Origin of the sequence: Paenibacillus sp. FSL F4-0122 (assembly GCF_038002845.1) — a bacterium.
GTDB lineage: Bacteria > Bacillota > Bacilli > Paenibacillales > Paenibacillaceae > Paenibacillus_AQ > Paenibacillus_AQ odorifer.
Genome location: NZ_JBBODI010000001.1, coordinates 3246070 through 3259261, shown reverse-complemented (window position 1 = coordinate 3259261; position 13192 = coordinate 3246070). Strand labels below are relative to the sequence as shown.

Sequence of the window (13192 nt, the reverse complement as noted above, 5' to 3'; positions counted from 1 at the left end):
TTTATGCACTCACGCTTTCAAAAATTGTACATTGCTCAAAAAAATAAGCAAGAACAGTATGAACAGCTGCCATATATACCTGATTATCTTTCTTATTTGGATCTGTTATAAATTTAGCCAATTCACTATATATCTCGTCAGGATCTAATTTTGTATTATCTCTTAGATCCTCATAATGCCTACGTAGAGTATCCGCAATTTGATCTCCTAAATTCAATTCTGTTTGAAGGTCTAGATATTGTCGTACTAAAGGAGCACGTATTAATCCTGCCTTTATTAGTCCAATTATTGGATCACTTAGGCCATTAATTAAAAGTTTATTTTCTGGTACAGGTTCCAAATCCTCTTTCCTTGGATTAGATCTTTTAGAGATCGATTTTATTACAGGTTGTATGTCTTCAAATTTTAATGTAGCATAGTTAATTTTTGAAGGTACTGGACCTAAAATATCTCTAATATAAGCTTCTTCTAGTGAAAAAATAATATCTCTTAATGTACTTGGACCCCAAAACGTAAATTTAATGGCAGTATATTTAGTACCTAGCTTCAACAACTCTTTATTAATCTTTGGAGGTAAAGAATCTTGATTATGTACAAAAGACCATTTATCAAAAAACTCTTCCCAATAATCTATTGCACCAGAAAAATCACTATTTATCTTCTTTATCATCCTAGGTTGGTTAAGACTATGAGGACCATTGACAGCAAATAAGTGACGTTCGCTAATTAAATAGCCATCGTTTTTCTTGTCACCCTCTTGTCCCCATGGACGACATGGCATAAAATCATCTTTGTATTTTGTCTGCATTACCTTAGAAAAAAATTTTTCAAACTCAGTTTCGGTCTTTTCTCGAATAATCTCTTTATACTTAACATCATAAAAATACATAGATAAATCATCCATAATTTCAATCCTTTCTGACTTTATTAATCAAAAAATCGCCCTGTAAGCCTAAGCCAACAGGGCGATTTTGCCGATTCTTTCGGACTACACGCCGGTGCTTCCAATCAGTGTAGTTTCACATTAGCATGATTGTAACAATCTGTAAATCGATAATTCAAAGTCATAAAACGACCACTAGCAATCCTAAAGTAAGAAACGGTGCCAGGGGTACGGAACGCTGGACCTCCAAAGACAGCAGCTTTCTTCCTCCATGGTACAGAAACACAAAATGCATCTCAACAACAGATCTAGCCCCACTTGTTCCAGGCCGATGTCTAATCCAAGCAACGCAACCAACTTTACATCACCGGACCCCAGAGATCAGGGGCAGATCATGAAGATCAGAAAATACACTATTTTTGGGACAAGTCCCCATAATATTCCGGACTACGTTTGGGGTTGGGATTTATCTTAGTTTGTCCGGGATACGCCTTATACATCATTTCAGCAAGAATTCTCAGATTTATGGACGTTAGGCTTGATGATAATTAGATGAGACGTACTGCTCATACATCACATGTGTAATCTCGCTTGTTTATTCCAGTTAACTCTTTTTTGATCAACCTCTTTACAAAAATCAGGGTCAACTCTTCTAATTGTGTTACGACACACTTCAAATTGATCAAACAAATCTTTTGATTGTATAATTTCTCCTTCATGTCTAGTAAAATAATTGTTAGCACTCTCTTGAAGCCTAGTGATTAGATTCTGCCCATATTTCAACTGCTGTTGCTGTCTATATGTATTTATGATACTTGTGCAACCTTTGTTTCGAATGGTTGTTGCACTATACCCGACTAACTTAGCAACAACCTCAACCTTTATTTCTTGATCCTTTATAATTAATCGGTCGCAAATATCCCTAATATTTACATATAACGCCTTATCATACATAAATTTTGGATATAAAGATGTTTTTTTTGAAACTAGAATTTTGATTACTTTAGGGTGGTATCTATGAAGTAAATAGTGCTAATCATTGTACCAGTAGTTCAAGCGTTGAATATCATAAATATTTATACCTGCTTGTATGCTTTCAATTACTTTTAACAGCAATGTATCATCTACATCTTTTTCGGAGTATCTATAATTCCCCTTCACTATACCTCTTGAGGAAAAATAAGCAATAATTCTCAGAATCCTATTTCGCTTTAATCCAAATATTTTTTCTTTTTCTGGCCAAGTTAAATTATCCATATTTCTATTTGAAAGAATCTCAAAAGCCCTTATAAAATAAGTTCTCTCTATTAATTCTTTGCTTGAATTCAAGCCATATTCACAACCGCAATCAGGACAAAGAAAATATTGTTTTAGAGTTTGACCATGATGTTGAATATTTTTTGATGCGGTGGCAAACAACCTTCCTTTTAATTCATAGTATTTACACCAAGGAGCTTTACACGTTAAACTATGTTTCTCTTTAACATCATGGTTTAAAAGAGCTGACTTAAATTCATCTGGAGTCTCCATTGTTAAAAAATTTTCTACATTTATATCTCGGGCCTTTAAAATGCTGAGAATGGTCCTTATATGGATTGTATTCTTTTTAGTTGTTCCTCTAGCACACTGTAAAAAATGCACCAAGGTTGTTTCTTTTAAATTACCGCTAATCGCTTTCCTATTAAAGTCGCTTTTACAACCATTAAGTACATACAAGAGCTTTAATGCTAGTTCGCTAGAATCAAAAAGAATCCCTGAAGAATCATTCAAAAGCAAATCAAAGGCTGTTCTATACCATCGATGTTCCAATATAAGTTGGTTTGTAATAACTTCTATAACCTCACTACGCTGCTCACTTAATTCTTTTAAACAATGTGGGCAAATTCCTACTTCTTTTATATCTTTATATTTAATCTTACTTTTACAATAGTGACAATGCTCTAATAGAATTCTATGATGCTTTTCGCAAATCACGATGGGTTCTAATTTCCATAAAAGCCGAATAATACGTTTTTCTTTAAGACAATCCGGGCAATAATGAAATTCATTTCGAAGATACCCCTTTAGAAACATACTATTATAATCCTTACTGTTACCCTTGAATTTTAGAATTATATTAAAACAAGTAGATGATTTCAGTTTTTCTATTAAAGTGCTACTAACAAAACTTAGTCTTCTTAAATCAATCATACTTCCAGGAATAATATCTAATTTATGATAATCACCCGAATGAAGTCTATACTTGCCAACTTTTAACCAGTTAATAACATCGCAAAGAGCTATTCCATTAGCACATGCACAACGTAACAAGAAGCCAAATAGTGACTCCTCTTTTTGTAACATTGGTCTTACTGTAAATCTAACTCTATCATCCATTGAACCCACTCCAAGAGTTTTTAACTATTATTCCCTTGAAATGAGTGTCCTAGACGCACAAACCCTAACGTTAAAAAATTCTCTGTATTAAATGACTTATCTTCCTGTCTCTAATGTTCTAATTGTTTCTTTTACATGTTGTAACACAGGACGATATTTAGTATAGAACTTGTCATAAATCTTTAACTTAATTCCAATTTGACGTACTGAAGGTATCTTATTTTCACTTTCATATTCCGCTAGTATCATTTCATCTGCTATAGTCATAAAACCTTTCATTTTATAAATTCTCATCTTCTCTTTACTCAAAGCAGACTGCTCGGTAATATAATTCGCCAAAGCAGGCATGGATTTCTTAATATCATTTGAGCTTTTCCCGATGTAATTATAAACACTGATAATCTTACTTGATCCATCGTTTTAACATATTCCTGTACCTTATCAAAAAGTTCTGACTCAGTAGCTTGCTTTTGCATTTGTCTTTTTATTTCTTGGACTTTTTTAGAAAAACCATATTTTTGAAAATTAATAAATTCTATATCAAGGGAAGCCGCAATTTCTTTTGTAGTAAGTTCTTCTTCTAAATAAAGAATATCATTTAATGTCTTTTCTATATGGGGTTGGACTTTTAATACTTTTTGCTTATTAATAAATTTATTCTTTTGAGTATACTCAATCCAACGGTATTGTTGGACTACAGGATTATAAAAATGATAAAAAAACTCTATTCCATGCCATCCATACCATTTTTGTGCCTTATAAGTTATTGTCGTAGCTTCTGAATACAACTCTTTGAAACATTCGATTATGTCTAAATCTGATTGCGAATACTTCATATATATTTCTCTCTTATTATCAGGTAATAAATTATACCTCAAAGCATATCCGAGAGCCTGATATAGTTTTCTATATGTAATATCTAATGATATTCGTATTTCTTTCTCACTCTTATCAAACCACAACATGAGAACCACGTTATTTATCAAATCTATATTAGTATCTATTTCTAACCATTGTTTGGTATTCATATTTAATCCATATCTAATTCCACAATTGACACAAATACTAGTGTTCGAAAATTTTTGGTTTTTGAAACTTGAAAAGTGAGTATATGGAATCTCTTTTAATGCGTCCGATTTCTCAAACGTAATGCACCAAGGTGATAGACATTTACGAATCACGCTTTCTTGGACTTTTAATGATTTTATTGAGTTGACATAACTGGCTGGCACTTTCATTTCCACAAAATCTATCATTCTTATTTTCGCTTTATTTAAAATTTTCATTAATTGAGGGAAGGTTACTTTCTGGGGGGATGTTTGATCATTAATAAAACGAAGAATAGAATGTAAAAAGTCGTGTCGTAGAAGTCTTGAAACAAGATTATAGCGATATTGGGTGGGCGATTCCTCTAGTTGTAGTTGTAGAATATAAATTAGAGTGATGCATATCGTTTTCTGCAAGTCTAATCCATCTACTAATCCAGGAAATAATCGTTTTTTTGAATCCAATATATATTTCCATTCATCATACCTTTGATGCATATATTCTTCATTGGCTTCATGAAATTGCTGATTTTCACTAAACAAATAATTTTCACAATGATAACAACGATATGCGCCCAAGTTATTATGTATATATGATTGATCGTGATTACAAATCGGGCAGCTGGTTCTCAACTTAACATTATGTTTAAAGCAAACATCGATATCTCTTACTTGCCACAACATTTGAAAACCAAGGTTTTCCTCAAGACAATGGGTACAAAATTTCCGCTTATTCGATTCTAATAATACTGGCATCAAGGTCAGAAAACTTTCATCAAAGTAAAGACCATAATGATTAAATTTTAATCTTAATGAATCATAAGTCATTTCAAATAAACTTTTCTCTGTTTGCCCAATCAACATAGCTAATCTTTTCATGTCGTGTTTTTGCTGAGGCATAATATCAATTCGAATGGATCGTCTATAGAAAACGTCCATAGATCTTATAGGCTGTACATGTCTTAACAAATCCAAATATAGCACCATATTTGCTCGGCAAGCTCGCATTAGGTAACTACTTAAGGATTCCCCATCTTTGATTTCGGGACGAATTGTAAGACGACTCAATTGTATCATCTCCTTGTAATATGGCCTTTTTATTCCGCATTTTCCGGTCTGATTAAATGGTCGCTTTCACGAAACAGATTAAACTTAGCTTGTTTCAATATATCTACTGTTAATCGAATATTCGAATAATCAACATACTTCTGATCAAATACATTAAGCAATCTGAATGCTTCCTTAATAATCAAATGTAAATATCCAATGCGACCTTGGCAATAGAAATGCAATAAACGAGGAAGACCTGTCGCTTCATCATATAATCCTATGGGAACCGGCGGTTGAATGGCCTCTTCAATTTTTTTAGTAACTCACAGAATTTCTCGTTACAATTATCAAAACGATTAATATGGTCTCTTCCAAATCGTCGGACATATTCGTCCTCCATGATGTGAAGTTTTTCAATTTGAGGGGTTCCTAAACAAACGATACTCACCTGGTGCTCATTTGTTAAATCTTTAAGCATCTCCATTGCTGTTTGGTTATCAAAATTCTTCGTACGCATAATGAAGTTCATCTCGTCAAAAATGATCATTTGAACTTTTTGTTTTTTCAACAATAATAGTACTCGATCTTTTATCATATTAATCCGAGCATCTCGGCGGAAGTTTTCAGTTCCGAGTGCTTTAAGAATCTTTTTATAGAAATCAAGCTGTGTAAATGGATATGGAAGTTTTACATAAAGAACAGGAATGATGTCGATCTCCTCATCATCAACTTTTTTGGTGTATCGAGAAACACTTTTGGCATACCTTTTTCCAATCTGTGGTTTTCCAACGCCTGATAATCCCGTAATAAACAGGTGCCTCGGATCCTTTTCTTCATCATCCTCGTCATCAAACTCATCACGTTCAATATACACTCTCATTGAATCAAGCCGATTCCAAATACGCTTTACTTCGTCATGTTCAATAAATAGTTTATTTATACGACGAGCTAAAACTTTTACTTCTTCACTGCTCATTTTGGTATCCACCTCCACTAGATTGTTCCGCCTTTTTCGCAATCAAATATAACTCTTCTTCGATATTCTGAGCCTTCTTAGCTTGTTGGGTTTGAACTGTTTGATGAGCTTGATATGCGGTAGAGACAACTACCTTTACCCCCTCCATTCTTGCGACAGTTTGTCTTACCTTTTTTTTTCTCTCATCCCTTCACTAATAAATTGAGCCAACCTCTCCCAAGCCCTATGCATATGAGCTTTACCTGGTAGAAGCTTTAATTTGCCTTCCCCTTCATTTCGTAAAAACTGCAGTAATTTTTTGTAAGTATATTGATTTACCCCAACTACAGTTTCGTAAGGAGGGGTTTCACAATAAAGCTCTATGAACTCTTTAGTTTTCGGATGCAGTAAGTATATTTTCGAAATGTCATCAATGTCGTATTTCACTGTATACTTTGTTTTTCTAGTTCCAACAAGGTCATTACACTTATCAGATTTATAGATTTTGTTATCCCAGCGTACCCCATCCCGCGTATATGGTTTTTGGTCCGTTAATAAAAAATCAATTTTATATTTTTCTTCGTCACTTTTATCAATCCACTCAGGATAGCCCACTTCACTAACACTTTCTCTAAATTTCGCCATTGGTGACATGTTATTACCTAGGCCTTTATGTGGACGCAAAGGATAAATATCAACAAAATAATGGACAAGAATTTTACGAAGTTGACTTAAAGTTAAAAATGCATCCTTTTCAGGATTTAGGTCCCCTCTATCTACAATATTGCTTTTCGTTGTACCCATGATGTTGTGTATCAGTTCACTGTTAAGCGTGCCAAACAATCTTTCAATAACTGCCCCGTAATGAGGTATTTTAACCGGCCTATGCATAATCTCAGATTGAAGAGTTTCATTCACTAATCGTTTGATCTCGTTACTTTTAAAATCCATTCCGTTATCAACATAAATGATATTCGGAATACCAAAAAACTCCCATTCCAACTCTGTTCCATATTCATGTTTTGTGTTTTTAGCAAAAACCCCATGTTGAATGGCTTTTCTGACCACATTAATTGACGGATCTTCATGAGATAAATAAAGACACCATGGGCCACGTGAATATACATCGATTCCCAATGTTATCCATGGTCGGTCAATTACAAGACCAGTTGCGTCATCAATGACCTGCATATCTAGTCGAGTATGATCAATCTGTATCATATCCAAACGACATGTGGCCTCTCTGTCTGCGTAACCACGAGCTACTTCGTCATATACTGCTCTGGCTCTCTTCATATTTCGAAGTCGCTCAACAGCCCGTTTTTCAATACGGTCTATAATGTCAGAAATAGTACTATATTTTATATCAGGCTCATTCACTCTTGCACATCGTCGTTCTACAAGTCTGTGAATGGTCGCTTTTGAAACTCGATACTTATTTAAATAATCTTTTTCAATGGTTTCTTTCAGAATCTCGATTTGCTTTACTGTTAGTCGAACAAAGATAGTATCGAGAATGATCTCCGGATGTTCAGGATGACAGATCGTTACCATTTTGTTATCTTTTCTACCGGTATAACCCTTTCCTTTATTCGAAATGAGTCCTGCTAAACCTCGTGATTCTCTTTCTGATTCTGCACGTCGATAATCCGATAAGTAGCGCATAATGCTTGCTCTTGATCCGCCACGTTTTTCTAAGATTCTATTAATTAATTCTTCCTGTTTCAGTACAATAATTTCTTCATTCTCAAGTAAAATATCCTTACATTTGTCGCGAAATTGCGCTATCGCTTGAACATTTCCGGCTTTAATCTTCTCTAGAATAAGAAGTGGTTGTATTAATTCAAACCGCTTACTTACTTCACTTCTTTTGTTGTCATCCAGCTTCGCAATTATATTTCCGTATGTTATTTTTTCTTCTTTCCTCTCAAATTTCATAGTGGATTCAGGTACGAAGGTAGGATGATTCACAAGATCAGTATAAGCTATTTGAAGATCTTCCCCATCTGGCCTTCTTAACCAAAGATTTGGTGGATCTACCCTTACGACCTTGTATATTTTTCCATATAGGCAGCATTCCGAATATAGTCTTAGTTGGTTAAACGCCATACAATGCTCCTCCAGGTATACTGGTAAAAGGAGTATTAGTTTGAGAATTAAATGTGATTTTGCTTTGGGAAGTAATTCTCTCGTTTACATCAGCCATAAATGTTCCTTTGGCAATGAGGTGATATATCAAAGGTTTAATTAAAAGAGGATCACTAATATCAGTGAATGTGGAGGCAAGATATTCTATGGAGCACGATTCAATACAACGCAGTCTATAAGTTACTGATTCATACCAACTCGGGTAGTATTTTCTTTCCTTCAAAAAGCCTTTAAGCAGCTTGAGGTTGTATGATACAGCTTGAGGTAGTTGTTTTGGATATATAACTTGGTATTCCCAACCCTTTTCCAATACGTATGCTCTGCAATACCTATTGCACAGTTCTACATGCTCATCTAGTGTTGCCTCCGGTTCGAGTTTCACTTGATAAAGCAACGGATTTAACCTCTGCTTGAAAACTAGGACATCCGGGACATGAACCCATTCTTCTTTCCCATCGTAAACAGGCACTTCTATTGGCTGAACATAATAACGTATTACTTTGGTATCTAATTCGAGGTAGTAGTAAAAAAGCCGTTCAGATAAAGATTCATATTCAACTGTTCTTCCGTTCTTTACGCTAAAAAAACTCCCTATGATATGGGGGTGAAAGTGACTTCTCCGATTATTCACTTTGCGTTTAGGACTGTACAACATGTCTTCATTGTTCCATACATGATTTTCCCATTCCACAAGCACACCTCATTTCAGAAAGTATCAATTATAAGCGTAATATCCAATTTATATTTCTACTATATCTATTACCCACTAATTCCAGTGTTATACCCACAACAAAATAAAAAAAACAGTAGCAGCAAGGTTTTGCTACTACTGTTTTTTTTATTAGTCTCAAACATATCACCAAAAAAGTCTCAGTTATCGATCCAATTAGTCTCAAGTATAGCCGTTACTCACAAACTACGTTACAAACGGTGACAATTTATCCCCGCTGTCTCATTCCCTCAAACAGCAAAATCGTCGCCGCCATTGCGGCGTTCAGCGATTCCGCGCGGCCTGCCATCGGGATGATGATACTCTTGTCCACGAGTCGCGCCGTTTCCGGCGAGATGCCTTTTCCTTCGCTGCCAATCAGCAGCCACTGGCTGCCCTGGAAATCGTGCTCATAGCACGATTCTTCGCCCTGCAGCGAAGTGCTCACCAGCAGCGCCCCATTTTCCCGGGCCTGTGGCAAAATCTCACTTAACTCTCCCTCCACCACCGGAAGATGGAACATCGAGCCCATCGTGGAACGGATGGTCTTCGGATTATAGAGGTCAGCACAGCCTTGTCCGAGGATCACTCCGTCTGCTCCCGCTGCATCCGCACTGCGGATGATGGTGCCGACATTGCCCGGATCCTGCACGCCGTCCAGCACAACCACAAGGCTATCCTTCTTCGCTAGGATAGCTTCTACAGCCTGCTGTTCCTTCCGCACGATGGCGAACACCGGCTGCGGCGTATTGGTGCTGCTGCATTTTGAGATGATCGCCGCCGAAACGCCAATCACTTCCATTCCCTGAACGGCCTGAAGCAGCCCCTTAAGTTCAGCAGGCATTCCTTTGTCGAGGTCATAAGCAAGGCATTCCACATCTGCTTCAGCCAGCAGTGCTTCCTGAACCAGATGAACGCCCTCTACGATATATTTACGAGCCTTGTCACGATGCTTTTTCTCCTGTAACCCGGCCCACTCTTTAACCCGCGTATTTTGCGGAGACATGATTTCCATAAAGTCTTCCTTTCTTCTGCCTTGCCATTTATTCTTTGTTCCTACTGATACGCCATCTCCAGCTTCGTCAAATTATCCTTATGCCCAACAATAACAAGGATATCGCCATCGATCAGGCGATCCTCTGCACGGGGAGAGATGTTCATTTCTTCACCTTGGCGGATGGCCATTACGTTGCAGCCAAATCTTGCGCGGATGTCGAGCTCCTGTAGATTTTTTCCGAGCATCGGTCCGGATACCTTCATATCCAGAATACTGTAGTCCGGCGACAGCTCAATATAATCCAATATATTAGGCGAAGCAAGATGATGCGCAACCCGCATTCCCATATCCCGTTCAGGATAAATCACCTTGTCCGCACCAATTTTGCTTAATACTTTGCCGTGCAGTTCACCTTTGGCTTTTGCCAGAATTGCAGGCACACCCAGGTCTTTTAGGATAAGTGTTGTCAGGATGCTAGCTTGAATGTCCTCGCCAATGGCTACAACCACCACATCAAAATTGCGAATACCAAGGGCACGCAGCGCCTCCTCATCCGTGGAATCTGCAGATACGGCATGAGTTACAATACTTGAAATTTCCTGTGTTCGCTGCTCGTCAGCATCAATCGCAAGTACATCAAACCCCATGCCGCTGAGCGCCTTAGCAACACTAGATCCGAAACGCCCCATACCGATGACGGCATATTGTTTTTTGGCCATGTCTATGTACCTCCCGTAGCATTCTATATCTCAAACAGTATAGCATAAGCCAAGAAGAAACGTCATTGCCGTCCTTACGGATGACAACCGTTTCTCGTAGAAATATAAGGATGATATATATGTGTCAAACTTATACTATCTTATATTTGGACAAAAACTTGAATTTCCAGCACCTTTGCAGGGCACATTATAACGAGGTCAATATCACTATATTTTCAAAAAAGGAGGTACATTATGCCCGTTACCATTGACTTGCGCCAGGCGATTATTCATAAAGTGCACGGTCAATCTGAAGAGGATTTACGTCATATGATTGAAGGCTCTGTGGATGGTCCGGAGGCAGCACTCCCGGGACTTGGCGCCGTGTTCGAAATGATCTGGAAGGATTTAGATCCCGCTAAGCAAGATAGGTTGGTTACCATGCTACATGATCACCTGGAGACTATTACCCCTGGGGATATCACATCGTAAACTGACCGCAACTAGTCAAAAACCTCCGCTCACCATGGTGTAACTTCACCTATGGAGGCGGAGGTTTTATTATTACATTCAGAAAGTTATAGCGTCCTAATTATAGTAATGCTTTTGGAGCCATTTCCAGGAATTTAGCTGTCGGGTTCTTATCCATCGCTGTCCGCATAGCATATTCGTTCTCGAACAACACGACAAAATTGCCCTTCTTATCCGTCACCAACGTTGAGTTGATTCTGAATTTGCTCGCATCCGGCTTAGTATCATCTACGATCCAACGTGCAAACTGGTATGGCATTCTCTGCAACTGAACATCCACACCATATTCACCCTTCATGCGGTACTCAAACACTTCAAACTGCAGTTGTCCAACTACACCGAGCAAAATATCGTCAAAGTTGACCGTGCGGAACACCTGAATCATGCCCTCTTCAGTCAGCTGATCGACACCCTTCTGGAACTGCTTCGATTTCAATGCATTTTTAATACTCACTTTAGCAAAAATCTCTGGTGAGAACGTTGGCAGCTCATCGAATTCCATATCTCCTGCTTGGCTCAAGGTATCACCAATTCTAAAAATACCTGGATCAAACAGACCGATGATATCTCCCGGATAAGCTTCCTCTACGATATCGCGGTCCTGCGCCAAAAATTGCTGTGGTTGCGCCAGCTTGATATCTTTACCGGCACGTACATGCTTCACGCTCATACCCCGTTCGAATTTCCCGGACACAATACGCAGGAAAGCAATCCGGTCACGGTGAGCCGGGTTCATGTTCGCTTGAATTTTGAACACATAACCAGTGAATTTCTCATTCGTTGGTTCTACTACCCCTATAGTACTGCGGCGTGGTTCAGGCTTCGGTGCCAGATCCAAGAAATTATCGAGGAAAGTCTGTACACCAAAATTGTTGATCGCACTGCCAAAGAACACAGGTGTGAGTTCACCACTTAATACTTTTTCATAGTCAAAAGCATCGCCTGCTACATCCAGCAGCTCCAGATCCTGACACAGTTGATCATGCAGATACTCTCCAGCCATTTCACGAATGATTGGATCACGGTATCCGTCAACCTTTTGAACCTTGATTACGGAGTGATCGTCACCTTGGAACAGCTCTACCTGATTTTTCATCCGGTCATATACGCCGCATAGCTCACGTCCACTACCGATCGGCCAGTTCATTGGCACAGAACGAATACCAAGAACCTGCTCCAGCTCTTCCATCAGATCAAACGGGCTACGTCCTTCACGGTCCAGCTTGTTAATAAAGGTGAAAATCGGAATGCCCCGTTTAGCACATACCTGAAACAGTTTGGTAGTTTGGGCTTCCACACCTTTTGCCACGTCAATAAGCATGACCGCACTATCCGCTGCAGTTAGGGTACGATAGGTGTCCTCACTGAAGTCTTGGTGACCCGGTGTATCCAAAATGTTCACGCGATGATTCAAATAATCAAACTGCATTACGGAAGACGTTACAGAAATCCCCCGCTGCTTCTCAATTTCCATCCAGTCACTCGTCGCATGTTTATTCGCTTTACGGGCCTTAACCGTTCCCGCCAGACGGATCGCGCCACCGAATAACAGCAGTTTCTCCGTTAAAGTTGTTTTACCCGCATCCGGGTGGGAAATGATCGCAAAGGTTCTGCGTCTATCCACTTCCTTTTGCAGCTTCTGATCTATTGCTTTGTTCATTACACATATCCCTTCATATATAAAATTCCTGCTTCTGCTTCAATTACACTGGGGTTCATCAAATCGGTGCTCTGCTCATTGTTCATACCCCTTCATTTCTGAATGAATAGCTCTTAGGTCTAGCTCCAGTCCGCTTCAA

General features: G+C 38.2%; 12 protein-coding genes. 1 reads left to right on the top strand and 11 read right to left on the bottom strand.

The window, feature by feature from the left end:
* Position 1: 1 nt before the first annotated feature.
* From MHH49_RS14160 to MHH49_RS14115, 10 genes are all read right to left on the bottom strand, one after another.
* Positions 2-904 carry an ABC-three component system protein gene (locus MHH49_RS14160; RefSeq protein ID WP_141118550.1) on the bottom strand — a complete coding sequence of 301 codons (903 nt, stop codon included), beginning with the start codon at positions 902-904 and terminating at the stop codon, positions 2-4.
* 1011 nt (positions 905-1915) lie between these two features.
* Positions 1916-3259, bottom strand: coding sequence for a TniQ family protein (locus MHH49_RS14155; RefSeq protein WP_036685502.1), 1344 nt, complete (start codon positions 3257-3259; stop codon positions 1916-1918).
* Between the two features lie 96 nt (positions 3260-3355).
* Complete coding sequence (locus tag MHH49_RS14150; RefSeq protein ID WP_036685504.1) at positions 3356-3538, bottom strand: hypothetical protein; 183 nt, start codon at positions 3536-3538, stop codon at positions 3356-3358.
* A gap of 26 nt (positions 3539-3564) precedes the next feature.
* A complete protein-coding gene (locus tag MHH49_RS14145; protein ID WP_036685506.1) occupies positions 3565-5373 on the bottom strand; it encodes a TniQ family protein in 1809 nt (602 codons plus the stop codon).
* Between the two features lie 29 nt (positions 5374-5402).
* Entirely contained in the window at positions 5403-5534 is a 132-nt protein-coding gene (locus tag MHH49_RS14140; protein WP_256715882.1) for a hypothetical protein, read from the bottom strand.
* 98 nt (positions 5535-5632) lie between these two features.
* Positions 5633-6331 (bottom strand): TniB family NTP-binding protein, encoded by a 699-nt coding sequence (locus tag MHH49_RS14135; RefSeq protein ID WP_036685508.1) that lies wholly within the window; start codon positions 6329-6331, stop codon positions 5633-5635.
* 165 nt (positions 6332-6496) lie between these two features.
* Positions 6497-8419 (bottom strand): Mu transposase C-terminal domain-containing protein, encoded by a 1923-nt coding sequence (locus MHH49_RS14130; RefSeq protein WP_036685509.1) that lies wholly within the window; start codon positions 8417-8419, stop codon positions 6497-6499.
* Positions 8409-9149 carry a hypothetical protein gene (locus MHH49_RS14125; protein WP_036685511.1) on the bottom strand — a complete coding sequence of 247 codons (741 nt, stop codon included), beginning with the start codon at positions 9147-9149 and terminating at the stop codon, positions 8409-8411. Before MHH49_RS14125 ends, MHH49_RS14130 begins: the two co-directional genes overlap by 11 nt.
* Positions 9150-9396: 247 nt before the next feature.
* Positions 9397-10182 (bottom strand): TrmH family RNA methyltransferase, encoded by a 786-nt coding sequence (locus MHH49_RS14120; protein ID WP_036685514.1) that lies wholly within the window; start codon positions 10180-10182, stop codon positions 9397-9399.
* Between the two features lie 41 nt (positions 10183-10223).
* Positions 10224-10883, bottom strand: coding sequence for a potassium channel family protein (locus MHH49_RS14115; protein ID WP_036685517.1), 660 nt, complete (start codon positions 10881-10883; stop codon positions 10224-10226).
* 234 nt (positions 10884-11117) lie between these two features.
* Here MHH49_RS14115 and MHH49_RS14110 point away from each other — a divergent pair, with 234 nt between their 5' ends.
* Complete coding sequence (locus MHH49_RS14110; RefSeq protein ID WP_076130310.1) at positions 11118-11354, top strand: small acid-soluble spore protein SspI; 237 nt, start codon at positions 11118-11120, stop codon at positions 11352-11354.
* Between the two features lie 100 nt (positions 11355-11454).
* On the opposite strand, the gene MHH49_RS14105 is transcribed toward MHH49_RS14110, so the two are convergent.
* Entirely contained in the window at positions 11455-13053 is a 1599-nt protein-coding gene (locus MHH49_RS14105; protein ID WP_076130309.1) for a peptide chain release factor 3, read from the bottom strand.
* Positions 13054-13192 lie beyond the last annotated feature (139 nt).

Excerpts from the sequence above, each read along its gene's own strand:
- MHH49_RS14135 (WP_036685508.1), bottom strand. The coding sequence starts at position 6,331 with ATGAGCAGTGAAGAAGTAAAAGTTTTAGCTCGTCGTATAAATAAACTA.
- MHH49_RS14160 (WP_141118550.1), bottom strand. The coding sequence starts at position 904 with ATGGATGATTTATCTATGTATTTTTATGATGTTAAGTATAAAGAGATT.
- MHH49_RS14115 (WP_036685517.1), bottom strand. The coding sequence starts at position 10,883 with ATGGCCAAAAAACAATATGCCGTCATCGGTATGGGGCGTTTCGGATCT.
- MHH49_RS14155 (WP_036685502.1), bottom strand. The coding sequence starts at position 3,259 with ATGGATGATAGAGTTAGATTTACAGTAAGACCAATGTTACAAAAAGAG.
- MHH49_RS14110 (WP_076130310.1), top strand. The coding sequence starts at position 11,118 with ATGCCCGTTACCATTGACTTGCGCCAGGCGATTATTCATAAAGTGCAC.
- MHH49_RS14105 (WP_076130309.1), bottom strand. The coding sequence starts at position 13,053 with ATGAACAAAGCAATAGATCAGAAGCTGCAAAAGGAAGTGGATAGACGC.
- MHH49_RS14120 (WP_036685514.1), bottom strand. The coding sequence starts at position 10,182 with ATGGAAATCATGTCTCCGCAAAATACGCGGGTTAAAGAGTGGGCCGGG.
- MHH49_RS14150 (WP_036685504.1), bottom strand. The coding sequence starts at position 3,538 with ATGAAAGGTTTTATGACTATAGCAGATGAAATGATACTAGCGGAATAT.
- MHH49_RS14130 (WP_036685509.1), bottom strand. The coding sequence starts at position 8,419 with ATGGCGTTTAACCAACTAAGACTATATTCGGAATGCTGCCTATATGGA.